General features: G+C 33.2%; 28 protein-coding genes and 4 pseudogenes. 18 read left to right on the forward strand and 14 right to left on the reverse strand.

The window, feature by feature from the left end:
• The first annotated feature begins 62 nt into the window (after nt 1–62).
• From wTpre_RS00060 to fmt, 6 genes are all read left to right on the forward strand, one after another.
• Nucleotides 63–791 (forward strand): hypothetical protein, encoded by a 729-nt coding sequence (locus wTpre_RS00060; RefSeq protein WP_245609430.1) that lies wholly within the window; start codon nt 63–65, stop codon nt 789–791.
• Between the two features lie 538 nt (nt 792–1,329).
• Complete coding sequence (locus wTpre_RS00065) at nt 1,330–1,908, forward strand: hypothetical protein (RefSeq protein ID WP_245609431.1); 579 nt, start codon at nt 1,330–1,332, stop codon at nt 1,906–1,908.
• Between the two features lie 312 nt (nt 1,909–2,220).
• Nucleotides 2,221–2,664, forward strand: a complete 444-nt coding sequence (locus wTpre_RS00070) for a PAS domain-containing protein (protein ID WP_068651081.1) — start codon at nt 2,221–2,223, stop codon at nt 2,662–2,664.
• A 98-nt stretch (nt 2,665–2,762) separates the two neighbouring features.
• Entirely contained in the window at nt 2,763–2,969 is a 207-nt protein-coding gene (rpmI, locus tag wTpre_RS00075; RefSeq protein ID WP_006013548.1) for a 50S ribosomal protein L35, read from the forward strand.
• Between the two features lie 21 nt (nt 2,970–2,990).
• Nucleotides 2,991–3,356 (forward strand): 50S ribosomal protein L20, encoded by a 366-nt coding sequence (rplT, locus tag wTpre_RS00080; protein ID WP_068651083.1) that lies wholly within the window; start codon nt 2,991–2,993, stop codon nt 3,354–3,356.
• Nucleotides 3,357–3,375: 19 nt separating this feature from the next.
• Entirely contained in the window at nt 3,376–4,275 is a 900-nt protein-coding gene (gene fmt / locus wTpre_RS00085) for a methionyl-tRNA formyltransferase (RefSeq protein ID WP_068651085.1), read from the forward strand.
• An 87-nt stretch (nt 4,276–4,362) separates the two neighbouring features.
• On the opposite strand, the pseudogene wTpre_RS07425 reads toward fmt, so the two are convergent.
• Nucleotides 4,363–4,499 (reverse strand): annotated as a pseudogene (locus wTpre_RS07425) (WPE palindromic element domain-containing protein); the annotation flags it as partial.
• A gap of 144 nt (nt 4,500–4,643) precedes the next feature.
• Between wTpre_RS07425 and purH the strand changes: the two are divergent.
• A complete protein-coding gene (gene purH, locus wTpre_RS00095) occupies nt 4,644–6,164 on the forward strand; it encodes a bifunctional phosphoribosylaminoimidazolecarboxamide formyltransferase/IMP cyclohydrolase (RefSeq protein ID WP_068651086.1) in 1,521 nt (506 codons plus the stop codon).
• Nucleotides 6,165–6,640: 476 nt separating this feature from the next.
• Nucleotides 6,641–7,343: pseudogene (locus wTpre_RS07430) on the forward strand (transposase).
• Nucleotides 7,344–7,472: 129 nt separating this feature from the next.
• On the opposite strand, the gene nth reads toward wTpre_RS07430, so the two are convergent.
• The 3 genes and pseudogenes from nth to wTpre_RS00120 all read right to left on the reverse strand — a co-directional run bounded on the left by nth (nt 7,473) and on the right by wTpre_RS00120 (nt 9,292).
• Nucleotides 7,473–8,111, reverse strand: coding sequence for an endonuclease III (gene nth, locus wTpre_RS00110; protein ID WP_068651087.1), 639 nt, complete (start codon nt 8,109–8,111; stop codon nt 7,473–7,475).
• Nucleotides 8,112–8,132: 21 nt separating this feature from the next.
• Nucleotides 8,133–8,531 (reverse strand): hypothetical protein, encoded by a 399-nt coding sequence (locus tag wTpre_RS00115; RefSeq protein WP_083495746.1) that lies wholly within the window; start codon nt 8,529–8,531, stop codon nt 8,133–8,135.
• Nucleotides 8,528–9,292, reverse strand: a pseudogene (locus wTpre_RS00120) (IS5 family transposase). Before wTpre_RS00120 ends, wTpre_RS00115 begins: the two are co-directional and overlap by 4 nt.
• Before the next feature lie 189 nt (nt 9,293–9,481).
• Between wTpre_RS00120 and wTpre_RS00125 the strand changes: the two are divergent.
• The 5 genes from wTpre_RS00125 (at nt 9,482) to trpS (ending at nt 14,365) form a co-directional block, all read left to right on the forward strand.
• The gene (locus wTpre_RS00125; RefSeq protein WP_068651088.1) at nt 9,482–11,281 is read left to right on the forward strand and encodes a peptidylprolyl isomerase; all 1,800 of its coding nucleotides are present in this window, start codon (nt 9,482–9,484) and stop codon (nt 11,279–11,281) included.
• A gap of 134 nt (nt 11,282–11,415) precedes the next feature.
• Nucleotides 11,416–11,706: a 30S ribosomal protein S16 gene (gene rpsP / locus wTpre_RS00130; RefSeq protein WP_068651089.1), complete on the forward strand. Its 291-nt coding sequence runs from the start codon at nt 11,416–11,418 to the stop codon at nt 11,704–11,706.
• A gap of 35 nt (nt 11,707–11,741) precedes the next feature.
• The gene (locus wTpre_RS00135) at nt 11,742–12,728 is read left to right on the forward strand and encodes a polyprenyl synthetase family protein (RefSeq protein ID WP_068651091.1); all 987 of its coding nucleotides are present in this window, start codon (nt 11,742–11,744) and stop codon (nt 12,726–12,728) included.
• A 62-nt stretch (nt 12,729–12,790) separates the two neighbouring features.
• Nucleotides 12,791–13,351: a nucleotide exchange factor GrpE gene (locus wTpre_RS00140; RefSeq protein WP_068651093.1), complete on the forward strand. Its 561-nt coding sequence runs from the start codon at nt 12,791–12,793 to the stop codon at nt 13,349–13,351.
• A 15-nt stretch (nt 13,352–13,366) separates the two neighbouring features.
• Nucleotides 13,367–14,365: a tryptophan--tRNA ligase gene (trpS, locus tag wTpre_RS00145; protein WP_068651095.1), complete on the forward strand. Its 999-nt coding sequence runs from the start codon at nt 13,367–13,369 to the stop codon at nt 14,363–14,365.
• Nucleotides 14,366–14,372: 7 nt separating this feature from the next.
• On the opposite strand, the gene wTpre_RS05905 is transcribed toward trpS, so the two are convergent.
• Together wTpre_RS05905 and wTpre_RS00150 are read right to left on the reverse strand one after the other, a co-directional pair.
• On the reverse strand, nt 14,373–14,735 hold the full coding sequence (locus wTpre_RS05905) for a hypothetical protein (protein ID WP_245609433.1): 363 nt from the start codon (nt 14,733–14,735) through the stop codon (nt 14,373–14,375).
• A gap of 92 nt (nt 14,736–14,827) precedes the next feature.
• Nucleotides 14,828–15,787: a hypothetical protein gene (locus wTpre_RS00150; RefSeq protein WP_245609434.1), complete on the reverse strand. Its 960-nt coding sequence runs from the start codon at nt 15,785–15,787 to the stop codon at nt 14,828–14,830.
• Nucleotides 15,788–16,179: 392 nt separating this feature from the next.
• Between wTpre_RS00150 and wTpre_RS00155 the strand changes: the two genes are divergently transcribed.
• The 5 genes from wTpre_RS00155 (at nt 16,180) to wTpre_RS05920 (ending at nt 19,890) form a co-directional block, all read left to right on the forward strand.
• A complete protein-coding gene (locus wTpre_RS00155; RefSeq protein ID WP_068652554.1) occupies nt 16,180–18,846 on the forward strand; it encodes a 2-oxoglutarate dehydrogenase E1 component in 2,667 nt (888 codons plus the stop codon).
• Nucleotides 18,847–19,067: 221 nt separating this feature from the next.
• The gene (locus wTpre_RS07110; protein WP_256359285.1) at nt 19,068–19,193 is read left to right on the forward strand and encodes a hypothetical protein; all 126 of its coding nucleotides are present in this window, start codon (nt 19,068–19,070) and stop codon (nt 19,191–19,193) included.
• Nucleotides 19,194–19,223: 30 nt separating this feature from the next.
• On the forward strand, nt 19,224–19,493 hold the full coding sequence (locus tag wTpre_RS05910; protein ID WP_245609435.1) for a hypothetical protein: 270 nt from the start codon (nt 19,224–19,226) through the stop codon (nt 19,491–19,493).
• Nucleotides 19,494–19,501: 8 nt separating this feature from the next.
• Nucleotides 19,502–19,696, forward strand: a complete 195-nt coding sequence (locus wTpre_RS05915) for a hypothetical protein (protein ID WP_245609436.1) — start codon at nt 19,502–19,504, stop codon at nt 19,694–19,696.
• Nucleotides 19,690–19,890 carry a hypothetical protein gene (locus tag wTpre_RS05920; protein WP_245609437.1) on the forward strand — a complete coding sequence of 67 codons (201 nt, stop codon included), beginning with the start codon at nt 19,690–19,692 and terminating at the stop codon, nt 19,888–19,890. Before wTpre_RS05915 ends, wTpre_RS05920 begins: the two co-directional genes overlap by 7 nt.
• Nucleotides 19,891–19,912: 22 nt before the next feature.
• Here the strand turns inward: wTpre_RS05920 and wTpre_RS00165 are convergent.
• The 8 genes and pseudogenes from wTpre_RS00165 to wTpre_RS00180 form a co-directional block, all read right to left on the reverse strand.
• Nucleotides 19,913–20,506 (reverse strand): annotated as a pseudogene (locus tag wTpre_RS00165) (phage distal tail protein, Rcc01695 family).
• A gap of 158 nt (nt 20,507–20,664) precedes the next feature.
• The gene (locus wTpre_RS00170; RefSeq protein ID WP_157054993.1) at nt 20,665–21,117 is read right to left on the reverse strand and encodes a hypothetical protein; all 453 of its coding nucleotides are present in this window, start codon (nt 21,115–21,117) and stop codon (nt 20,665–20,667) included.
• A 176-nt stretch (nt 21,118–21,293) separates the two neighbouring features.
• Nucleotides 21,294–21,437 (reverse strand): hypothetical protein, encoded by a 144-nt coding sequence (locus wTpre_RS05755; protein ID WP_179945514.1) that lies wholly within the window; start codon nt 21,435–21,437, stop codon nt 21,294–21,296.
• Between the two features lie 159 nt (nt 21,438–21,596).
• Nucleotides 21,597–21,998, reverse strand: coding sequence for a hypothetical protein (locus wTpre_RS05925; RefSeq protein ID WP_245609438.1), 402 nt, complete (start codon nt 21,996–21,998; stop codon nt 21,597–21,599).
• A gap of 48 nt (nt 21,999–22,046) precedes the next feature.
• Nucleotides 22,047–22,169 carry a hypothetical protein gene (locus wTpre_RS07115; protein ID WP_256359286.1) on the reverse strand — a complete coding sequence of 41 codons (123 nt, stop codon included), beginning with the start codon at nt 22,167–22,169 and terminating at the stop codon, nt 22,047–22,049.
• 36 nt (nt 22,170–22,205) lie between these two features.
• Complete coding sequence (locus wTpre_RS07120) at nt 22,206–22,340, reverse strand: hypothetical protein (RefSeq protein WP_256359287.1); 135 nt, start codon at nt 22,338–22,340, stop codon at nt 22,206–22,208.
• 24 nt (nt 22,341–22,364) lie between these two features.
• The gene (locus tag wTpre_RS05930; protein ID WP_245609439.1) at nt 22,365–22,769 is read right to left on the reverse strand and encodes an OTU domain-containing protein; all 405 of its coding nucleotides are present in this window, start codon (nt 22,767–22,769) and stop codon (nt 22,365–22,367) included.
• A 222-nt stretch (nt 22,770–22,991) separates the two neighbouring features.
• A complete protein-coding gene (locus wTpre_RS00180) occupies nt 22,992–23,732 on the reverse strand; it encodes a DsbA family protein (RefSeq protein ID WP_068651100.1) in 741 nt (246 codons plus the stop codon).
• Between the last annotated feature and the right edge of the window lie 185 nt (nt 23,733–23,917).

The following is a 23,917-nucleotide window of genomic DNA, read 5'->3' on the forward strand; positions in this document are numbered from 1 at the left end:
AAAAAAAATTCCAAAACACTAAGAATAGCATGCGAAAAAGAGAAACAACAAATAAGTAGGAGATGAATGGTCCAACAGTTGGAATTGTATCTTGCTTGGAAAGTATAAAACAAAATAGGAGAGTAGAATTTTTAATTAAAGGAGAGAATTTAACAGTAAAAGACCTCTCTATATCTTCTAGATCAGCTGAGATAGGTTTGGTTACAGGAATAGTAAATTCAGTAGACATTCCTCAAGCAATTCGTGAATCGACAATAGATGGAATTATTTTAGGTCTTAAGAGTGGAGAAATAGAAAAAGGTAAAGAATATAATTATAGAGAATTTAAGAAAATATATCTAAAAAACCTTGTAGATGAATTGGGTAAGGATAGTTCAAAAAAGATAAAAGAAAGAACTGATAAAAATAGCCAATTGAGAGAATCTACTACTGAAGAAATTGATTATCAGATGCAGGAAGATGTAACTATCGAATCAGCTTCTTTAACAAAACAAGAATTCAATTTTGCATCAAGCAAAGTAACTACTAAAGAGATTAATGACGTAATAAATGAAATAGAAGAATCAAATGCTAGTTATGGAATTACTCCTGAAGATATAAGTAGTGTTTCCCGTTTTGATAGTAATTCACAAGAAGTGTTAGATCATTCTATATTTAATAGCACAGATGTGGAAGGGTCTAAATTACCTGAAATAAATGGAGGACAATATATAGGAATAGCAGGGATTGCTGGTGGTATATTGGGTGGAGTGCTAGAAGTAGCTTTTGCAGGATTAGGATGCTTTGTATAGCATAGAAAAATAGGGAAGGTAGCTACGATATTGAAAAAGCGATAAAAAACCTTCCTGAACAAGCTTAACTTGAGCATTCCGGATCTACATCAGAAATAGAATCTTTGCTCAGCAATGCTACATCGGTAGTACATCTATCTTCTCAGATTAGTGTCGAGTAAGATTCCAGAGTTTGATGGCACAACAGTGCCATCAACTTAGCTCTTACAGCACTTATATGCTTTGGAACCAAAGGAGAAGAAATTTTCCTGTCTTACAAAAAATTTTATAACTCTTTCTCTAATTTTATATCGTTTTTACTAAGGTATAATAAATTGCAATGACAAATTCAGATATTAATATATTTATCATTTAGTATAATAAAAATATAAAAATCTTAGTGAAAAGATGTGGACTTAAATAATTTATCTTTTGTACATAAGGAAATATTGGTCAGCTTGGGGGTCACATATGTCAAGAAGATTTAAAAATACTGTGGGAAAAAAATATCAATCAATAAGGAAAAAAAAGGAATAAATGGATTGGTATTGAATCAGAATTGCGAGATGTAGAACAAAACAGAACAATATATTTTCTATTGGGAGGAGGTGATTTAAAACTTAAGTATGTATGTATGCTTGACGATACATCTTATCGTATTCTTGTTGCTGAAGGAGAAATAGTGCATGCAGAAAATCCAAAAGTGATGATTGATGATATTGTTTCTGATCTCAAGAGTGGAAAAATACGAAGTTATAAAAGATATAATGCCAAAGAGTTTTGTAAAAAGTATCTCAAAGAGTTTTTGAGTAATGAGAATTTGCAAAAGCTGGAAGCTGTGGATATTGAAAGTACAACAACAGAACTACCAAACTTAAAACAAGTAATGGAAGAAATGAAAAAATCAAACTCTAGCAATGGAATTACAATTCAAAATATAGGAAATGTTAAAAATACGACAAATATTTTGGGTAATCCTATGATTCATGATACGAACTTGAGAAGATTTAAATTATTGAAAATATCTCGATCAAATAAGGAAAATATGGGAGCATTAACAGTAGATATGTTAGCAATGGGAGTAGTCTTGTTAGCAGCTATCTCAGCAGCTGTACCATTTAAAATGTTAGTTTTATAATAGAAAAAATAAAAGCCATAGTAGTTCTAAGGAAGAAACTTCATCTAGTAATTTATTAAATGCAATAACCTTGGAAAGTAGAGGTAATGGTATTATTTAGTCAAAATATTGCAAAAATAGAATTTTTTTTATTGTTTTTTTATAGTTTTCTCATTTAATGATTTTTATGCTCTAATTGTTATGCTTAATTTATCACTACCTGTTGTGTAAACATGATGAGAATTTTCAATAATCTACATCCTTTAGTAAGAAAAAATCAATACATTCACGATAAATTTACCTCGTATCTGTGTTTTATATGTGGAATTTCGAATGGAAAATTATGTAGGCAAAGAAAGAAGAATAGTGAATATAGTTACTCAACATTGGAGTGATATAAAAGGATCAGATAGAGAATGGCCAGAAAGACATGAAATAGACACTGCAGAAATCATGGAGTCATGGCAGCATTGTTTTATCATTGAAGTTAAAGATCAAGGTTATATTTGTGAAAATGCAGGAGAAAAAGCTATTGAATTCTACGGTTTTAAAAAAAAGATGTACATCGATGATAAGTATGCAATTGATGCGCCATTTTTGCGGCTATATAAAATAGATGCAGTTATTGATAAACTTGATACTGTAATAGAGAGTAAATGCTCAATTAACGAAGGGGAAGAAAGTGAAAGTGTTAGAATGAGGCAAGTATTGCTACCAATTGGGAACGAAGGAGGTATAACACATATACTGGGCGTGATTACATTCAAGCTGTTTTAAAATACAATTTTAATTTGATTCTTTAATAAAATTATCTATACTCATGCTTAATTACTAGTAAAGAACTAAATAGTGGTGTTTGTAAATTTGTTTAGAATATGACGAAAATAAAATTAAAAACCAAATCTTCTGTCAAAAAGCGCTTTCACCTTACAGCTAAGGGTAAAGTCATCTCTACTCAGTCAGGTAAGAGACATGGTATGGTAAAGAGAAGTAAATCTAATATTCGTAATCAACGCGGTACAACGATTCTCAATAAATCTGACTCGCGTATAGTTAAACTTTATATGCCTTATGGAATTTAATAAAATGGAGGTAAGATAAAAATGTCTAGGATAAAGCGTGGAGTCGCCACTCATGCTCGTCATAAAAAGGTATTAAAATTAGCAAAGGGTTACAGAGGACGGGCAAAGAATTGTTATAGAATTGCATTGCAAAGGGTTGAAAAAGCACTACAGTATGCTTACAGAGACAGAAGAAATCGCAAACGTGATTTTCGTGGTTTGTGGATAATACGTATTAATGCAGCGGCAAGAGAACATGGACTTACTTATGGTAGGTTTATGTATGGTCTTAAGCTTGTTGGAGTTGATTTGAATAGAAAAATTCTCGCTGAGATGGCTGTTAATTGTAAGGATGATTTTGCTAAATTAATAGAAACTGTAAATAGTAAGTTAGCAGAAAATTCCTAAAGCGAGAACACCTAAAAACATGAGAATTATTTTCATGGGGTCACCGGAGTTCGCTGTTGATGCGTTAAACTTACTATTGAAATTACAGAGTGAAATAGTAGCAGTATATACCAAAGCTCCAAAACCTTCTGGACGTGGGCAGAGGTTAACAAAATCCCCAGTGCACATCCTTGCTGAAAAAAGTGACATAGAGGTATGTACTCCTACTTCCTTAAAATCTTCGATAGAGCAAGAAAGGTTTGGAAATTTTAAGCCAGATGTTGCAGTTGTTGCTGCGTATGGATTGATACTTCCAAAAGAAATTTTAAATATTCCCAAATATGGTTGTATTAATATTCATCCATCATTGCTGCCCAGGTGGCGCGGTGCAGCTCCGATACAGCACACAATTTTAGCCGGAGATCAAGAAACCGGAGTTAGCATTATGCAGCTAAATGAAGGATTAGATTCTGGTCCTATTTTAAAACAGAAAAAATTTCTTATTGAAAAAAGCGATAATTATAAGACTTTGTATGATAAATTGTCTGAATTAGGTGGTGATTTACTGCTGAAAGTACTAAACGAAATTGAAAAGCAAGTTCCCTTAAAACAGAGCGATAACGATGCGTGCTATGCTGACAAAGTAAAAGACTATAAAATTTACGCAAGTGACGCCTGTGAAATTGCTTATAGAAAGGTTAAAGCATTTTATCCAAAAGCATTCATTAAGGTAGAGAACAAACGTATCAAGATACTTGATGCTGAATTTGAAGCCTTCACTTTAGGACAAGGTGAGATCATTAATGATAATATGCATATAAGTTTAAAAGGTGGTACTTTAATTCCTAAAGTTATACAAATGGAAGGAAGAAATCCTTGCGATATTAAAGATTTTGTTCGTGGCTTAAAATCAAGTTTAACAAAAAAATTTATAGAATAGACCCCTTTGAAGGGAGGTTGAGGAGAGCTAAAGCAACTTCTACAATTTGGTATTCCTCTGCTTATTAGCGTAGTCTACAACAAGATAACGCGTTTTGGTGTACGAACATTGCAATTTGCAGGTAATTTGAGTAGTAGATGTTGTTATTCCAGTGCTTGAAATGGAATCCATTTTCTATTGTACAGCCACCTGGTGTGCTCATTTAAAATGAAGTTTTCTGGATCCTAGTGTCTGGACACTGGGATGACATCTTTCTTGGTCTCTTGTATCACAATGTTCGTACAGTTGTCGATAACGTGGCGATATGACGTAGTAGCTATATGTAGACAAATTTTCTTTTCTTAGATAGAATTTAAGAAACCTTCTATATGAAAATTAAAAGAGCTTTAATATCAGTATACGATAAGACAAATATAGTTGAACTTGCATCGTTTTTAATGCAGCAACAAATAGAAATTCTCTCAACCGGCAATACTTATAAAGTGCTATCAGGTGCGGGAATAAAAACGCAAGAAGTTTCAGATTACACACAATTTCCAGAAATACTAGATGGCAGAGTGAAAACTTTACATCCTAAAATTCATGGAGGAATACTCTGTGATCGAAAAAGGAATGAAAAGGAAATGCAGAATCTAGAAATTAAGCCGATAGATCTGCTTATAACTAACTTATATCCATTTTGGAAAACGGTTAATAGTAACTCAAGTGAGAAGCAAATCATAGAACAAATAGACATAGGTGGAGTAGCATTAATTAGAGCTACAGCAAAAAACTTTCATTTCACTTCAGTGATTTCTAGCATTCAAGATTACGAAACACTGAAAGCTGAGATGATCAAAAATAACAATCAGACAACATTAGAATATAGAAAACATCTAGCAACTAAAGCATTTGCTCTGACTGCACATTATGATTCTAATATTTACAATTGGTTTCTATCACAGGGTAAAAGCAATGAGTTACCAGAGTTTTTTACTTTATATGGATGTAAAGCACAAGGACTCAGATATGGTGAAAATCCTCATCAAAAAGCTGCATTTTATAGCAATCAATTTAGCACATATCCACTGGAGAAAATACATGGAAAAGAGTTGAGCTATAATAATATAGTCGACATAGAGTCTGCACTTAATATAATTTCTGAGTTTCAAGAACCTGCAGCAGTGATAATAAAGCACAATAATCCATGTGGCGCTGCTATTAGTTATAGTGCTTTAAAAGCATATGAAAAAGCTCTATCATGTGATGAAATAAGCAGTTTTGGTGGAATAGTTGCTTTCAATCGGGAGATGGATTTAAAGCTAGCAGAGAAATTAAACGAGATATTTTTGGAAGTGGTGATAGCACCATCGGTAAACAATGAGGCACTAAAAATTTTACAAAAAAAGAAAAATTTAAGAGTGATTATTCATCAATCTCTTCAGCAAAATGCAAAATATCAAATCAAAAATGTTGTTGGCGGGTTCTTAGTGCAAGAAAATAATAACCATACAGTAAAAGTAGAAGAAATAAACCGAGTGACAGAATGGACTACAACAAAAAAAGAGAAGGAAGATCTTATTTTTGCTTGGAAAATATGTAAACATGTAAAATCCAATTCAATAGTGATAGCAAAAGACGGTTGTGCTATTGGCATCGGTGCAGGACAAACAAGCAGAATAGATAGTGTGAATATTGCAGTAAAAAAAGCAGGTGAAAAATGTAAAGGCGCAGCGCTTGCTTCAGATGCATTTTTTCCATTTCCGGATAGTATAGTAGAGAGTGCAAAGCATGGAATTACAGCTATAATTCAGCCAGGTGGCTCATTGAAAGATCAAGACGTGATAGCAGCTGCAAATGAGAATAAAATTGCCATGTTTTTCACTGATGTTCGTAACTTTCTCCATTAAACTCTGTATCCTGTCAAAATTATACCCACACAGGGCTTTGTTGCATAGCAGCTTATAGGTTTGAAAATTGTAGTAAATTGATGTAGTTAATTTAAACTCAACTATACCTATCTGTAATTGTAAGCTGTACTCTTGAGCTCATGATGCGATTATAGGAAATCCTAAATGCCTTGCTGTTTTTCTTTATAGACATTCAGCTTACATTGTATATTAGTCTATCTGGATGATATTTTACTTTTTATAGAATATAATAATTCCCTAGAAATCACCCTACTCAATTCTATTGTACCTTGTTTAACATTGAAACATGAGTCTGGAATCTAGAAATTTTTTTAAAGAACAAAAGTTATTTTAAGTTTCTTTTGGTAAGAAAGACTGGATTACAGTATGCTTTGTTGCATAGCTAAGATAAAAAGAATTGAAAGTTACTAACGAAATTCACTATAAAAAAGGCATTTAACCTACGAAAGAAAAACATGCCAACTAAAATGAAGATCAGTAACTGCCATGGATATAACAGATTTCTACAAGAAAGAGAAAATATTTTTCATTTTATTAATGAGGCAATATTAAGATCAATGATTGCAGAGTTGATAAAAACAATATGGAAGATATTGAAATTGCTATAGACAGTACAAGTATCAGATAATACCACTGGTCAAAGTAAGGAAAATAGCGAAGTATCGCAGTTATAAACAGGTAAGAAAGCTACACGTAATATTGAGTATAAATAAAAAAAGCTATAGCTGCACGATATAGCAATGGTTCCTACTCCGACCATTATGGTGCTTGTGACTTGCTCAGCTTTCAGCATTCTATAAAAGAATTATATGCAGACAGAGCCTATCAAGCTTTATAAATTGTGCAAAAAACATGATATAAAGACAAAATTTTTACCGAAAAATCTTGCAGCGGAGCATCCATAATTGGATTATATGGCTGAAAGGAATGTTGCCATTAGATTATGTGGTAAAGACGTTGTGAAAGAGTGGAAGGAGGAAGCGTTTTATGGAAAAAGTTCATATATTGAAGGATTTTTTTTCAAGATTAAAGCAAATATTTGGGTTTGGTTTTAGAAATAGATCTGAGGTAAATCGATAAAAAGAGTTACTAATAAAATGTTACTTACTCAATAAATTTACTGATATTGGAATGGCTAAGTTTGAGGTAGTTTCATGAATTTTTTATGCTTTACCCACTGTCCGATAAGCGATGTAACAAAGCCATACCAGTGTCATCTACTCGGTTGACACCATCATAGAGATCAGCTACTTGGATGATAAAAGTAAAAAATATCGAAGTGTTGTGCTAGACTTTATACCTCTTGTATTCAAACTCACATAAATCATGAATTATGCATGTTTCACACAAAGGTTTTTGCGCTTTGCAAATGTATCTACCGTGTAAAACTAGCCAATGATGAGCATAAAGCAGGTATTTTTTTGGAACCACATTCAAAAGAGATTGCTCTGTTTTAAATATATCTTTTTCTTTCACAAGCCCAACTCTATTACTTACTCTAAAAACATGAGTATCAATTGCCAATGTTGGAATACCAAGCCCTGAATTTAAGAACACATTAGCGCTCTTTCTCCCAACCCCTGGTAAAGATACCAAATCATCGAAATTAGTAGGCACTTTGCTATTGTACCGCTCAATCAATATTTTACTGAGCCCGATTATATTTTTTGCTTTGGAATTATATAAACCAATACTGCTTATGCATTTTCTCAGCTCACTTTGCCCAAGATTCAAAATTTTTTCTGGCGTATCAGCGATACTAAATAGCTCCTTTGTAATTTTATTAACACTTATATCTGTCGTCCGCGCTGACAGAACTATTGCAATTAATAACGTAAAATGATTGGTATAATTTAGCTCTATTTTTGGCATAGGATTTGACTGTTGAAATTTTTCAAATATTACTCTACTTTTTTTTGAGTCCATGCATAGAGCTAAAAGCTTATACTATACTGTTTGCTGTGCAAATTCAATTGCTCGAGGATGAGGTGGTCCTTCAGTATTAATATCAGACATATCAGTTTTTACCTCATCAAAATTCCTTTCGGCAAACTCGCTTGCCACTTCTGTAAAACACTTTCTAACAAGAGGTATAATTATCGGAATCAATAGCCTTAGTGGATCATACCGTCCTAACAGATTGTTTTTCTTTTGTACTCTATCTCTTGGATTTTCCTCAAGTAAATCTTTCATGTGTTTTTCAGTGTATATTTCACAACCTTTTGAAAATATAGGACTAAATATCTGAGTAGCTAGCAGTGCTAACAATGACAAAGTACCAAATATTGTCACATCAACATAAATTCTATTAGAAATAAACCATCTATCATCAAAGAATCTGTTCATAATCTTTTGAGGAGGAAAGAAGTAAAAGCAAATTTGTAGGCTAGTATTAAGTTTACGCTCGCAATTTTTCCAAAGTCGCCTACATTTTTCCGACCAGGAAAAGAAGATCTCTCAACAACCCATCTTTTTGGCAATACAGCAAAGGTGTGTAATTCGCTTCACCTCGACAGTTGCACCAATAGTTACTTTCATCTGTGTTGCAAAATTTTCTCCAGTGTAGCATGCATCAACCAGTATGTTTTTAACTTCAGAGAGACTTTTTAGCATTTTTAACCATTGTTAAAGCACTGCTACGATCAGTTATTTCTGACGTTGTTATATGAATTGCGTGTGTCAAACCTTGTGTATCAACTGCGATATGACGCTTTATTACTGAATTTTTTTTGCCAGCATCATAACCTTTTTCTTCAGCAGTACCGGTATTTTTACACTTTGGGCATCAATGATGCAGAAGCTTGTTTTGGTATTCCTACCACTGTTCTCTCCAATCAATTTTTTAAGACAATTTCTAAAACACTTTCTCCATCTTCATTCGTTTTTTTACTCCATTTCTTGAGGTAATCGTAACAATTTCGCCATCTTGGAAACTATTTTGGAAGTATTCGCCACTGACAGCCACTTTTTAGTACGTAAAGCACACCATAAAATAACTCGTATAAACCTAATCTTCTTGGCTTTGTTTTCTTTCCCACGCTTTCTAAAATTAGTCTAATCTTTTCAAATTTTTCACAACTTATGTCACTTGGATATGTATTCCTCATACTTTACCCCATGTCAACTATACCTCATCTTACCATATTCAGAGATCACTTACAGGCTCTTAGCTTAATATAAGCTTCCATTCAATTTAATACACTACAATATTACATATATTAGCTAATTTGTTAAAAGATTTACAAAGATTAAATTATTGCTATTCTAAATTTAAGTGTTAGTTAACTGAGTTTACAATGAGTATTAGAAATTTTTTTACCAAGGTAATCGTTCTCCTTTTAGTTTGCTTATTAATCTTTATGGGGATTGACAATCTTTTATCAAATGATGATGAAAGGAAAGAATTAGCTCAAGTAGGAAAGGAAGTTATAACATCAGATGAATATAAATTACTATATCAAAATTATGAAAAGCAAATTTCTGGATCTGATGTAAGTAAAGAACAAGTAAAAAAGATGAAATATGATTTACTTAACGCACTTATAGAGCAAAAACTATTGTTTAACCTAGTTAGCGAACTTGGATTAAAAGTTGGAGAAGAATCTATCAAAAGCCATATAAAAAATACCAAGTACTTTCAGGACGATAAAGGAGAATTTGACCATAATAAATTCCATCAAACTCTAAATAGCCTGCATATAACAGAAAAGGAATATATAGCAAAACTAGAGAAAATCCTCCCTGCAACGATGTTCATGACTTCGTTATTTAAAGATAATTATCCGGTAACTTTTGGTGAGAGTGTTGATGAGCAGATATACAAAAATCGCTACCAAACTAGAGTAGTTGACATTGTTAAAATAACTGAGGATGCAATTACAGACGTTCCTGAACCTGGTGATCAAGCCTTACTTGATTTGTATGAAAGAAATAAGTCCAATTTTTATTACCCTGAGTATCGAACTGCGCAATACATTTCTCTGGATCAAAAATATTTTGAAGATCAAATCAGAATTTCAGATGAAGAGGTTGATAGTATAGTAGAACATCAGGAACTTAAAAATCAAAGAGACATATTCAATGTGATCTTTCCTACCAAAGAAAAAGCTGAAATGGCAAGAAGAGCACTTGAAGAAAGTAAAGCAAGCTTTGAACAAATAATAGAAGAGTTTAATAAAGTGAAACTCGATGAAACCAGAGTAAATAATATAACTAAGGATTTCTTACCTAAAAATATGAGAGAAAAGGTATTTGCTCTCAAAACAGGTGAAGTAAGTGAAGTTTTAACAAGCAATTTTGGATGGCACGTAATAAAGGTAGAAAGCATACATCAAATCTCTGATGAAGACTTGGTTGATTTAAAAAAAGACATAAGGTCAGTTTTAACCAATCAAAAGTCTTTTGAAAAAGTCAATGATTTCATAAACCAAGTGAATTATAAGATATACAATGGTGCAACGATTGAAGAAATCTCCAATAATTATAATTTACCTATACAAACCATTGGTCCAGTAGATGCTAGTGGAAAAGACCAAAGTGGTAATGAAGTAGGAAATTCCAGTGATCTCATTTCTTTCATTTTTTCACGCGAGAAAGATCAGAAGAGTTATTTTAAGGGTGTTGGAGATGCTGTTGTTGGTGTAAAAATAAGTGATATCGTTCCTCCTAAATTACAAAATTTTGAAGAAAGCAGGGAATTATCCATAAAGCTTTGGCGTAGTGAATTTATAAAAGAAAGAATGTTTAAAATGGGACAAGAAGTAGTAGTTCAACTAAGAGAAAAGACAGATTTGGAAGAAATGCAAGGTATAAAATTGGTTGAAGGCCAGCAAATACAACGCAATGAACAAAATTACCCTTTTTCTTTCATAGAAGAGATTTTCAATATGAAAACAACTAATTCGGTAACAGATCCTATTCAATACAATAATGAAATTATAATAGGTGTTCTAAAACAAATGCATTCATCAAATGGTAAATTAAATATGCTTGACACCGGAAAACGTGTGATGATATCACTAAAGGAACAGTTAATTAGCTATCTAAAATCAAAGTATAGAGTAGAAGTTAATTATGCTATGATTGATGATATATAAAAAAGTTTATTATCTTCCTTTTATGAGTGATTGGAGGTGGCTATATTGTATTTTTAGGTAAAAGAGGTACAATTAGTTTGACTTGGGCTGTTTATTGTATTTAAATTGTAATTAATATATGAATAAAGGTTGACATGGCAGTTAAAATAAGGTTAGCAAGGTTTGGGGCAAAGAAACGTCCTTTTTATAGGATAGTTATAGCCGACTCACGAGCACCAAGAGATGGGCGCTTTATTGAGAGAATAGGACAATATGATCCAATGTTGCCAAAAGACAATAAAAATCGTGTTGTGGTAAAAGCTGATAGATTAAAACATTGGCTAAGTGTAGGAGCGCAAGCGACTGAAAGGGTAATGTGGTTCATCAAAAAAGACATAGTAGATTTAGAAACGGAATCGAAAAAAAATAGAAAAGAAAAAAGTTGAGAAAGTACAAGGGCAAGAAGCATAGGTCCTCTTAAATGCTAAACACTTATTTAACAAAAAGTAGTAAATTAGATGATATTGTATCTTCTGATTTATTGGCTATGAATGACTTTATCTTTAAAAATGTCAATGGTGAAGGTACTAAGCTTGCTACCGATATTACATCTCATCTTATTAATTCAGGAGGGAAAAAGATAAGGCCTAAGCTCATTTTTATTATATGTAAAATGCTGAATTACTCTGGAGAGAGTAGGGTCAACATTGCTGCATCGGTAGAATTTATACACAACGCTACTTTACTTCATGATGATGTGCTTGATGAAAGTAAGGCACGCCATGGAGTTGCAACAGCAAATAAAATTTGGGGGAATAAATCAAGCATTTTAGTTGGTGATCTATTATTGACCTTAGCATTTAGATGGCTTATAGAATGTGGGAAATTAAGTGTTATCTCTATTTTATCTAAGGCATCTAATTTGCTTGTTAAGGGTGAGATAAAGCAGATGACAACGCGTTTTGACCCCAATACAATTAGGAAAAATTATTTTAATATCATTGGAGAAAAGACAGCATCTTTATTTTCTGCATGCTGCGAGGCTGCATCAGTAGTCTCTGGAGCCACAAGTGATGAAACAGAGAGGCTAAGGAATTTCGGGTTTAATTTTGGTATGGCATTCCAAATAATTGATGACGTACTAGATTATACTGCTAATCAAGGCACTTTAGGAAAGCAACTTGGAAAAGATTTCTTTGAAGGTAAAGTTACTTTACCTTCTATTATAGCATATGAAAAAGGTAGCCCATCAGAACAAAAATTCTGGGAGAAATCTTTTTCTTCAGCTAGACACAATTTTGACCAAGCATTACAATATATTAATCATCATAATGCCATTCATGTTTCTATGGAAGAAGCTAAACACTATATTAATATGGCGCAAAGTAATATTGATACTTTTTCTGATTCTCTTTATAAAACCACTTTGATTGACTTTTTAAATGCAAGCATAGAAAGACAAGGATAGCTAACGCTTGATATTTTTGGATTGATTGTTATATATCTATTAATTTTGTAAGGGTGAATGATATGTTAGATAGTAATAAAGGGAAAAAAAAGAAATTTGCAGATATGGTCAGTAAACGAAAAGGGGATGATCAAGAAGATCAGCAAACAGGTGATTTAAGTGAAGAGCTTAATATGTTAAAAGAGCGTGCAGTTCAGCTTGAAGATCATTTACGTCGCGCTGTTGCGGATAATGAAAACGTTAAACGTATAATGCAAAAGCAAATTAGCGATGCGAGTGATTATGCAGTCACAAAATTTGCACGTGATATAATCGACTCTTGTGACAATTTAAAAAAAGCAATGGAAAACTTGAAAGATGATGATCCTATTCATAAAGGAATAAAAGTGGCGCACCAAAAGATTGTGAGTGATCTAAAAAAACATGGAATAGAAGAAATAGATCCAATAGGTAACTCTTTTGACAGCAATTTACATCAAGCTATTGTGGAAAGAGAAGATAATGAAAAAGAGCCTGGCACTATTGTAGAAGTACTACAAACTGGTTATACAATTAAAAATAGGTTGCTTCGTCCTGCAATGGTTGTTCTTTCTAAAAAATCTGCTGACTGCGAAAGTAACTAATAAAACACTCAGGGTATGGAAGAAGTTGTCTTCTCAGGTATTCAGCCAAGTGGAGTATTACACTTGGGCAATTATCTTGGTGCGATTAAGCAGTGGATAGGCTTGCAGGATAAATATAGATCTCTTTTTTGTGTTGTTGATCTGCATGCAGTCACAGCAAATAAGCTTCCCGCAAATGAATTAAAAAATAATATTTTTAAAGCAGCAGCAACTTATATTGCATGTGGAATAGATCCGGAAAAGTCGATTATTTTCAATCAATCCGCAGTTAGTGGTCATGCAGAATTGGCCTGGCTGCTAGGGTGCTATACACCAATTGGTTGGCTTAATCGTATGACTCAATTTAAAGATAAGGCTGGAAGCGATAGACAAAAAGCTTCTCTTGGGTTGTATAGCTACCCAGTACTTATGGCTGCTGATATATTGCTGTATCAAACTAAATATGTTCCTGTTGGCGATGATCAAAAACAGCATTTAGAACTTGCACGTGATATTGCATCAGCTTTTAACAATCATTGTAAATGTAGTCATTTTGTCATACCTGAAATCTTAACTTTGGATTGTACATCAAGGATAATGAGCTTAAGAGATGGAGCAAGCAAGATGAGCAAATCTGATTCTTCAGAATACTCATGCATTAACCTTGACGATACAGATGACTTGATTGTCAAGAAAATAGAAAAAGCAAAAACAGATTCAATTCTAGGCTTTGATTTTGCTACTTTAAAGTGCCGTCCAGAAGTAAATAATTTGGTAAACATTTATTCAGTGCTTAGTGATTTAAATGTGGAAAAAGTGTGTGAAGGAGTGAATGATCATGATATGAAACGCTTTAAAAAGGAGTTAGTTGGCTTAATCATCAGTGTTATATCACCCATACGTGAGAAGTTGAACGGTCTTTTGAAGGATAAGATCCATTTACATAAAATACTAAAAGAAGGTACAGAAAAAGCAGCAGAGATTGCAAATAACAATATAAAAAAGATCAAGGATATTATAGGGTTTGTTCAATAGGTTACAACTATTTCTTCCCATGGCTTTCAAAGCGTGCAGCTATTTTCTTTACACTAACATGAGTGAGAAGAGGTTTTTTGCTAACTGGAAGTTTAGAGTTGGACCTTGCTGTTATGGGGTTCATTTTAGATCTTTTCTTCATACCGATATCTGCTTGTGTTGTAGGGGTGGCTTTGCTCTTAGCAACTTGGTTTTGCTCAAATTTTCCTACTATTAACTTTACTATACCGTCCTTCTTGCTATTTACTTTTTCTTTTATAATAACCGCTTTTACTTCTGATGCTGCTTTACCAGTAGATTTTTTCAGGATTGGTTTACTGTCAGTTGATTTTTGCGAAGTCACTTCTACTATTATTGGTTTCGTGCTCACTTGTTGATCAACAATATCTAGCCTTTTAGGATTTGACAGTATTTCAGATTTATCTTCTTTAGTTTCTTGCCTAATTTCTTGATTGGTAGCGTTTAGCGCTGGTGGCTCTGGAGCCTGTCTCTTTTTATATCCTCTTCTTGCTCCTGCATTTTCTTAGGTTTCGTTTTGTGAGTTGGCTCCTTTTTAGCTAACTTTGAGTTTTCCGAACCTTTTGTTGAAGATTTACTACTTTTCTCTTGAGAATTTGATATTTCCTCACGTCCAGACTCTTCACTTAATGAACTTTCATAGCCTGAATCTTCAGGAGATATATTCTCTATTTCTGGTTTGAAGTGTACCTTTTTTGAGGCAGTAGGAGGTAGCGGAGGTGCTGTTGTTGGCCGTTTTATTCTCTTCATAACTAATTTTCCTACCGGCTGTTTTCCTTCTTGCAGCTTAGGAGTATCTTCTTTTGAGGCAGTAGGAGGTAGCGGAGGTGCTGTTGTTGGCCGTTTTATTCTCTTCATAACTAATTTTCCTACCGGCTGTTTTCCTTCTTGTAGCTTAGGAGTATCTTCCTTCCGCTTTGATGTCGTTTTATTTTCCGTGCTTACTTCGTATGATTTATGTTCTTTATTGCTTTTTCCACTCTGCTTCGAATCTAAAATTTCTTTGAGTCCTTTCTTGAATAGATTAATTGTACTTAAAATATTTGTGTATTCGGCTGCTTTTTCTATAGTGAAACCTAATAATTCATCACCAACAAAATTTTTTATGTCATTATCATTAGTTGGAATATCTTTTCCCAAGACTCTATCTAATATCCCTTTTAATGTTCCAATAAAACCGAGTGGCTTTGTGCTCAAAGGTTCTACATAATTATTCAAGTCGCTATATATAACAAATTTTGCTACATCTTTTGCGTTGTTTGTAAAATTCTTCAGAGCTTGAGATAAATCTTTGAGTGTTTCATCATATTGTTCATTAATTTTTTTTGTATCCTTCAGCTTTATGACTCTTATCAAAGAATTGAGATTTTTATCATAATTGTCACTTTTAAGTAGATCACTCATACCAATTACTGTTTATCGTTTACTTAAATATAAATTCAAAGTATTAAGACCGAGTAAATGTTATATGACTTATCTTCTGACTCATAAACCCTTGCGTTCCTTAATGTGCAAAAAAAATTCAACAATCTTTAATCAGCAATAGTATAGAAATCCAAAAAACAAGTAGTTAACACTGGAACCTAGGAATTATGATTGGGCACAAGTTGATGAGTATAATTGTTTTATGTTGAAATACAGCATTTATGGAAAGATTAGATGTCAATCTAGAATGACACCCTTTCTGGAAAAGTGGGATTACAGTGTTTGTATAACTTAATAGTTAGAAACTAAAGGAGTTCTTTTTTAAAAAACTTAAGTTATACTTATAAGTGTTTGATACTTTTGTAGTGACTATGTCTGGTTTTAAAAATAACTCCTGTTTTTATGGCGATAATGTTGAATTTGTGGAAGAAATTTATAGCCGTTGCTTGCAAGGCGATAAATCAATTGGAGAAGATTGGTACAGGATTTTTTCGAGCGATTTAGAAGTTAATAAAGCAGAATCCTGCAGAGCACAGAATGAAGCAAAGGTAGATGCTGATGATTTAGCAAATTTTTTCAGATTTTATGGTCACTTTTTTGCAGACTTAAATCCATTATCACCGAATGTAAATAAGGAAATAGATTATCAAAAATACTTGAATCTTTCTCCTACAAGTGACACTAAAATCTACAGAGATATTTACTGCAAGAATATCGGTTTTGAATTTATGCATATTTCCTCTTGTGAGGAAAGAGTTTGGCTGCAGGGAAAAATTGAAAATCAGGTCTATACGCTAAGCCCTCAGGATAAAAAAGAAATACTGAGGCACTTGATTGAATCTGAGATGTTCGAGCAATTTCTCCATATGAAATTTCCTGGATATAAGCGTTTTTCTATTGAAGGTGGGGAGTCAGCCATTATTGCAATTGAAAGAGTTATTAGTGATTCTGCAGCTTTTGGTATTGAAGAAATAGTTCTTGGTATGGCCCACCGAGGACGGCTCAATGTTCTAACCAAAGTGATGGGAAAAGATTATGCGGCAATGCTGTCTGAATTTCAAGGCAACCTTGCATATCCAAGTGTTCTTGAGGTGTCTGGTGATGTAAAATATCACCTTGGTTACTCTTCTGATCGAGCACTTGCTGGTGGTAAAAAAATACACTTAAGTTTATGTCCTAATCCATCTCACCTTGAGGCGGTAAATCCGGTTCTAGCTGGAAGAGTAAGGGCAAAACAAAATACGAGATCTGTGCTTGGAATATCAATTCATGGTGATGCAGCTTTTATCGGGCAGGGAGTGGTTGCTGAAACCCTGACTTTGAGCAACATTGAAGGTTATAAAGTTGGTGGTATCGTGCATATTGTCATCAATAACCAAATTGGTTTTACTGCGAATCCTCGTTGTGGACGCTCTTCTTTTTATTGTACTGACGTAGTAAAATCAATAGAAGCTCCAATATTTCATGTTAATGGAGATAATCCAGAAGCCGTGAGTTTTGCCGCGAGTTTGGCAATGGAGTATGTGCAGAAATTTAAAAAGGATGTGGTGGTTGACATAATATGCTACCGCAAATATGGCCATAATGAAGGTGATGAACCAAATTTTACTCAGCCACTTATGTATAAAGCAATATCAAGGCATAAAACTCCGGGAACAATTTACGAAGAGAAGCTGGCTGCAGAGAAAGTCATAATTAGTGATGAAGTAAGTAAATTGCGCAGCGAATTTAGGGTAAGGTTGGATAAAAGTCTTGCTGAGTCAGTGACTTACACTCCAAAAAAAGCTGATTGCTTTGATGGAGTGTGGTCGAAATTGAGAAGAGCAAAGTTGAACGATTTGAGTGAATATTATACGGAATCTGGTGTTTCACCAGATGAGCTAAAAAAATTAGGTGTACACATAAATAGCAATATTCCAAGTAGTTTTAATCTCAATAATAAAGTGAGGAAAATACTTGATGGCAGAATAGAAAGTATAAATTCCGGTAGCAACATAGACTGGGCCACTGGTGAAAGTCTTGCATTTGCGTCATTGCTTGAAGAAGAAATAGGAGTGCGCTTGTCAGGACAAGATTCTGGTCGTGGTACCTTCTCGCACCGTCATTCAAGGCTTGTTGATCAAGTAACGGAGGAAGATTTTATTCCACTAAACAACATAAGTGAGAAGCAAGCTCGCTTTGAAGTTATAGATAGCGCACTATCTGAGTATGCTGTGATGGGTTTTGAATATGGATATAGCCTTGACTCTCCATATTCACTGGTGCTCTGGGAGGGGCAGTTTGGTGATTTTGCAAATGGTGCGCAAATCATGATCGACCAGTTTATTGCATCAGCAGAAACAAAGTGGTTGCGATCAAGTGGTCTAGTTTTACTTTTGCCTCATGGTTATGAAGGGCAGGGGCCTGAGCATAGTTCTGCTCGTATAGAGAGGTTTTTGCAACTTTGTGCAGAGGATAATATGCAGGTGGTTAATTGCTCTACTCCTGCGAATTATTTTCATGTTTTACGCCGACAAATTAATCGAGATTTTCGTAAGCCTTTAGTGGTGTTTACACCTAAATCACTATTGCGTCATAAAAGCGCAGTTTCTAACCTTTCTGACTTTGAAGGAAAATTTCTTACGGTAATTCGAGAGTGTAGAACAGGTTTGGTTGCAAGTGATAAAATACGTAAAGTTGTAATATGTAGTGGTAAAGTTTATTACGACATAATTGAAATGCTTGAAGCACAAAAAATAAACGATATAGCAGTAGTGCGTTTAGAACAATTTTATCCATTCCCAGCCGATAAACTAAACAATGAACTCGAAAAATATAAGAACGCTGAAATTATATGGTGTCAAGAGGAACCAAAAAATATGGGAGGATGGTTTTTTGTTAATCCGTTAATAGAAGAGGTTCTATCTAATTTAGGCACTCAAGCAAAAAGGCCTAAGTGTGTTGCAAGACCAGCTGCTGCATCTCCTGCATGCGGTTATGCTAATGTCCATGCTCAACAACAAGCAGAAATTTTGAAGCAAGTTGTGCAGGGTATCTAGCACAATATTGCAGATATTGAAGCGAAACCTAGCAAGCGAACATTGTTCTTAATACTTGGCACTGCAGCCGGGTGCGATAGAAAATATATCACAACAATCAAACTGATTGTATACTCATACAAATATAAAAAGACTTTACTTTTTTAATAAAAGCTTAATATTTATTAACATTTTTATCTATTGTTCTTAATATAGTTAATATTAACTATATTAAGATACATATGAATACAGAAGTATTTGAGAGGTTAATAGGGCAAACTAGTCTACGCAGCAATAGTAAGGCTGAAATCATACAATTAAATAGAAGCGAGAAAGCTTTTATAGATGAGGATAAAAAGTCTATCTAATTGGCTAAGGCTATTTTTGCAGAAAATAATATGTTTCGTTTTCGCAAACCAGGTTCTGCTACAGATTACATTCTGCACAAACTAATAAATGATAAAAAGCTTCTAGAGGAAATGAAAGATAGAGGTACAAGTATAATACGTCTTTTTTCTTTACTATCAATGTATCGTAATCTTCCTGATTGCTATGTTGTGAGAAAAGAAGGGTGTATTACTGAGTTTAAAATACTTACTGGTGTTAACGAATGTCTAGAATCAGTACCTTTAGAAGACTTTATACTTATTGAGTCTGCTTTGTACTAGAGTATATTTTGTTTGACAATGATGATATCATAAATAGGTTAGCTGAAGACTTGACTGAAGATAAAACAAAATTAGATATTTTCCTAAATGGAATTTTAGCAATGAAGAATTCGGATTTAGTGTTGTCTTGTATTAACAAAATACAAGGGCTGAATGAGGAAACTAGAAATTATGTTAATCGCTTACAGAAAAAAACATGCTAGATAAAATATTAAATCAAGTTGATACAACGCTTGAAAAATTAGCTCTAAAGGAGTTATTAAAACTTTCTGTTTTACAGGAAAAAGAAAGCACTAAATTAGAATCTCCTCAAAATTCAGGTGTAGAACATTGTAATGGGCGACAGATTTTAAAATATGCTGAGGCTTATTCAAATATGAGCCTCAGTATCGCTTAACTTTTATGGATCATACTTTAACTTATTTTACTTCTACCAAGGGAATATTGTTCCAGCTATTGCTGCCATAGTTATCAATAGAAGCGTTTGGGTAATCTTTATCAAATCGTACTGGTACATTAAATTCGAAGCTTGCGGTGATTATTGTACCTTTTGCTGGTGGTTTCATAAATGCTATTTCTCCAGTTGAATAATTCACTGAATATTTTTCTGTCTTTTCACCATCTAGGTAAATTTTATTGTATCATGCACTGGCTTTTTAATAATTCGTGTATGCTTGTCTTTTCCACTTATGTAAGTTTTCATCAGTTGAAAGATTGTTTTTTTTATCGTCTCCTATGCCAATTTCTTGATTGATAACTGTAAAGTCTGACCAATCCTTAAAGCGAAACCCTATAGCTTTACCTTTTCGTGCCTGAAAAAATGTTATGAGTTCTGTTAGCTGCTCGTTTGACCTCACTCCATAAGCTATGTTATACCTGGCACGTGCACGAGACCAATTAATATTGCGCTGCTCACAGCCATTATGAGTTGTTACAATGTCAGTGGAAAGTTCTGGTCCTCCAGTGGAACCATAAGATATATTTTCTGGAAATCTAATTTCTGTGAATGACATATTTCCTCTTGTAAAAATAAAGTTGAGATGTTTTAGCTAAAAAAAAGTGTGATTTATGCAAGTTACAACAAACATGTAATAGTATCTAGAAATCTATATACTATTAAAAGATGAAGTAAATGTAGGGTTAGTGAAAAAAGAAATCAGTAATATTATTACTACACAGAAGGTTGTAATAATGGTGTCTTTTCAGACATTTCAACTTCTTGAAGAAGTGTTGATATCGCTCCAGCTTGTTTACGATCATGATCTAAGAAATATATAATTAGTCCAGCAGCTATGCCAACAAGAGGAGATGCTATGATTGCACCTAATATAGCACTAGGAAAACTTACTACATCACACTCTGCTGCAATGCATGTACACAATCCAAATGCAATAAAAGCAAGAAGACTGATAGCAAATGTACGCCCTAAAGCATCATATATAGAGCTTCCTTCTTTCAATTGAGCTTGATCTTTCATACTTTTAATTAGTTTTGTTTTTGTATCTCCTTGAGCTAAATCTAATGGAGTCTTGCCATCTGTATTTTTGATTAGACAGTTTGCACCACACTGCATAAGAGTCGGTATATCGTTAGTTTTATTATGGAAATCCGCGTAGTGCAGCAACGTATTTCCTTCATTATCTTGAAAATTTAGTAGTGTATCAAGTTCTTCATATTGATCTATTGACCCTTTATCCGTATTGTCTCATTTAAATGCTCTATTACATCTTTTAGTGATTGCTTATTAGAATTTTTTACAAAATAAAGCAGAATTTCATGTATTACCACCTTTTTTATAGCTTATGAGCATTGTAAAGCATATCTAAATGTTTCTGTATTAACAATCACTTCATTTTCTTTAAGAGCGGTCTTTAAATCCTCGATCGTCTTTCGACCATCTCTTATTTTAAGAGTTATTAAATATAAATCTGTGTTACTAGTCATATGACTCTCCTAAATAATGTTAATTTATTGAAAATATAATAAATTATACCAAGAGTTAAATAAATTAATATACTAATTATTTCAAAAAGCCTTTACTTTTGACTCAACGTCCATCTTTATCTCCTGTAAAAATAAAGTTGAGCTGATGTAGGAAAGAGCTTAAGCTTTTGAAGCTACTTTATCAATCAGGCTATAAATTTTAAATCCCGTTTCTTCTAGAAAAGTATGAGCAATATTTTCCTTTGGCTCACATTTGAGTTTATGAATGTCGTTATGACTTTGCATTAACTGATATACACAAATACATGCAACAACTAAAGTCATTCCAGCAAGAGATGCTAAAGGAATTGGTTGAGTAAAAACAGCAGCTATAGCAGATGCTGTGAATACTATAGCTGTTATTACAGCATCTATTCTATAAATAGCCTCTTTCATGTAACTATTGATTAATTTCTTTTGTATTTCCTCTTGTTGATGAGTAAAAGTAATTACTGTATCTGTATGAATTGGCTCACTAGCACTGGTATTAATTCTCTCTTTTTGTGTTTCATGATCTTGCACAATTGCTGATTTGCTAATTCTGATATTATATTGTTCTTCTTGCTATGATTAATCAGAAGCAGGAACTTCTGTCACCTCACCAAAGATTTCTTCATTAGACATTGGTTGACTTTCTGTTATATCTTCAGAAATTTCACTTAGGAGTGGCACAAAATGCCTCATGTAATTCACTACTCCTACAGTTTTTTTGCTACTATCTATCTCTAGTTAATTGAGATTTATATCTTGTATAAAAACTTCTGGATCATCATCATGTGCTGTAATTTTAGTTACCGTAACTTTTTGACTATCTTCCTCTATTGAATAAATATAAAGTTCCACTTTGTACTTGTCGCATATCATTCTACCTTCAATGTTTGGACGAACTCATATAGGTGCGTCAGCTGTATGTGTATTAGTAATACACTCTAAATATTTGTAGAAAGACTTTGCGTCGTCTTGCTTATTAAGTCCATTTTCACTTATTACTTCTCCATCAGGATCTTTTTTAGGTAAAAAATACTCTCCAGCATCTTTTGTTACTGCTTTATAAACCCACAAACTTGGCCTTCTATTTTTGCTAGCATAATCTGCACAATCTTTTCTTAATGATTTTGCAGTAAAATGATGGCCGAGTATTAACTCGTTCAATCCTTGAGCCACACAGTCAAAAAAGCAATCTCCTGTCTTTATAGCAGATCCTATTTTTAGCTTTTCAGGATGAGCGCTCTTTAGATCATGCAAAAAACACTTGATTTTTTTTATTTTCTTTGATTTGTTGAAAAAGAGCAATTGGCTCTCTTACGTAGTTAAAATCTCTCATGCTGTAACTCCAAAATAATGATTGTATTTTAGTAGATTAACTATCCTAGGAAGGATAATTACTTAAGATCGTGCTATGTTACAAGCAAACACCAGCTATTCTTCTCGAACTAATATGTAGCACATACGTATTGCTACTTAGTATATCTTAGCTATACTCAAACTCTCTTATGCTGTCAAGTAGGTAATTTATTAATCTTTTAACTCATCTACTTTTTTGCGTAGCACATTTAAATCAGTTGCTCCTACAAGAAGACTATCTCCAATTATCAAAAAAGGTGTGCCGCCTACTCCTAAATTCCTTACTAAAAGTTTGCTGTTGTTTATCATTTGCTCAATTTTGTCTGCATTATTTTTCATAGAGTTATTAAAGTCGTTCTCGTTAATCCCTATATTTTTCACTATGCCTAATATAGTTTTATCTGAAAATTCTCCTCTATGATCTAGTGCAGCATAGTGAAAATCTAAGTACTTTTCTTTATCGATAAAATAAGTTGCTAAAGCACCTTTTGCTGCCTTTAAGGAGTTGTTACCAAGTATTGGAGCATCCCTAAAGATATATTTAATTTTGCCATCATTGATCAACTGTTTTATGTCATTCTTTATTGCCTTACAATATCCACAAGAATAGTCAAAGAACCCTACAGCTATGACATTGCTATTTTCATTTCCTGAGTAAGGATAAGTGGAGTCGAATATTTCATTTTTATGCTGAGAAATTTTATTTTTAGTTGCATTAGCATAACTATTTTTAGCTGACTCTTCCTGGAGAGTTTTTATGATCTTATCAAAATTTTTACTGATGTAGTTATCTAATCTCTCACTTATATGGTCATCGTTTAAGATTGGACTGGGGTGTGAAAGCCAATTTTTTATTACTGGTAAACTTGCTACTGCAAATATAAAAATCAATAAAAATAGTATTTTAGACATACACTTACTTAAAGTATAAAAATACTAAAGAAATTGTCAATATTAAAACATTTTTATCAAAAAATGCAAACTTTATATATGTTATATCAGAGAATCTGGTGATATTAAGTAACGAAAACTTGTGTATAATAAGGTATTTGAGATTTAAGCAATCCTTACCGCCACATATAACAATTGTAACCGCG

The sequence above is a fragment of the Wolbachia endosymbiont of Trichogramma pretiosum genome, assembly GCF_001439985.1.
Lineage (GTDB): Bacteria > Pseudomonadota > Alphaproteobacteria > Rickettsiales > Anaplasmataceae > Wolbachia.

Excerpts from the sequence above, each read along its gene's own strand:
- wTpre_RS00115 (WP_083495746.1), bottom strand. The coding sequence starts at position 8,531 with ATGAACAGATTCTTTGATGATAGATGGTTTATTTCTAATAGAATTTAT.
- rpmI (WP_006013548.1), top strand. The coding sequence starts at position 2,763 with ATGACGAAAATAAAATTAAAAACCAAATCTTCTGTCAAAAAGCGCTTT.
- wTpre_RS00180 (WP_068651100.1), bottom strand. The coding sequence starts at position 23,732 with ATGTCTAAAATACTATTTTTATTGATTTTTATATTTGCAGTAGCAAGT.
- nth (WP_068651087.1), bottom strand. The coding sequence starts at position 8,111 with ATGGACTCAAAAAAAAGTAGAGTAATATTTGAAAAATTTCAACAGTCA.
- wTpre_RS00135 (WP_068651091.1), top strand. The coding sequence starts at position 11,742 with ATGCTAAACACTTATTTAACAAAAAGTAGTAAATTAGATGATATTGTA.
- rpsP (WP_068651089.1), top strand. The coding sequence starts at position 11,416 with ATGGCAGTTAAAATAAGGTTAGCAAGGTTTGGGGCAAAGAAACGTCCT.
- trpS (WP_068651095.1), top strand. The coding sequence starts at position 13,367 with ATGGAAGAAGTTGTCTTCTCAGGTATTCAGCCAAGTGGAGTATTACAC.
- wTpre_RS00060 (WP_245609430.1), top strand. The coding sequence starts at position 63 with ATGAATGGTCCAACAGTTGGAATTGTATCTTGCTTGGAAAGTATAAAA.
- wTpre_RS05920 (WP_245609437.1), top strand. The coding sequence starts at position 19,690 with ATGCTAGATAAAATATTAAATCAAGTTGATACAACGCTTGAAAAATTA.
- wTpre_RS07120 (WP_256359287.1), bottom strand. The coding sequence starts at position 22,340 with ATGATATGCGACAAGTACAAAGTGGAACTTTATATTTATTCAATAGAG.
- wTpre_RS00155 (WP_068652554.1), top strand. The coding sequence starts at position 16,180 with ATGTCTGGTTTTAAAAATAACTCCTGTTTTTATGGCGATAATGTTGAA.
- fmt (WP_068651085.1), top strand. The coding sequence starts at position 3,376 with ATGAGAATTATTTTCATGGGGTCACCGGAGTTCGCTGTTGATGCGTTA.
- purH (WP_068651086.1), top strand. The coding sequence starts at position 4,644 with ATGAAAATTAAAAGAGCTTTAATATCAGTATACGATAAGACAAATATA.
- rplT (WP_068651083.1), top strand. The coding sequence starts at position 2,991 with ATGTCTAGGATAAAGCGTGGAGTCGCCACTCATGCTCGTCATAAAAAG.
- wTpre_RS00070 (WP_068651081.1), top strand. The coding sequence starts at position 2,221 with ATGGAAAATTATGTAGGCAAAGAAAGAAGAATAGTGAATATAGTTACT.
- wTpre_RS00125 (WP_068651088.1), top strand. The coding sequence starts at position 9,482 with ATGAGTATTAGAAATTTTTTTACCAAGGTAATCGTTCTCCTTTTAGTT.
- wTpre_RS05755 (WP_179945514.1), bottom strand. The coding sequence starts at position 21,437 with ATGACTAGTAACACAGATTTATATTTAATAACTCTTAAAATAAGAGAT.
- wTpre_RS07110 (WP_256359285.1), top strand. The coding sequence starts at position 19,068 with ATGAATACAGAAGTATTTGAGAGGTTAATAGGGCAAACTAGTCTACGC.
- wTpre_RS05910 (WP_245609435.1), top strand. The coding sequence starts at position 19,224 with ATGTTTCGTTTTCGCAAACCAGGTTCTGCTACAGATTACATTCTGCAC.
- wTpre_RS00140 (WP_068651093.1), top strand. The coding sequence starts at position 12,791 with ATGTTAGATAGTAATAAAGGGAAAAAAAAGAAATTTGCAGATATGGTC.
- wTpre_RS00150 (WP_245609434.1), bottom strand. The coding sequence starts at position 15,787 with ATGAGTGATCTACTTAAAAGTGACAATTATGATAAAAATCTCAATTCT.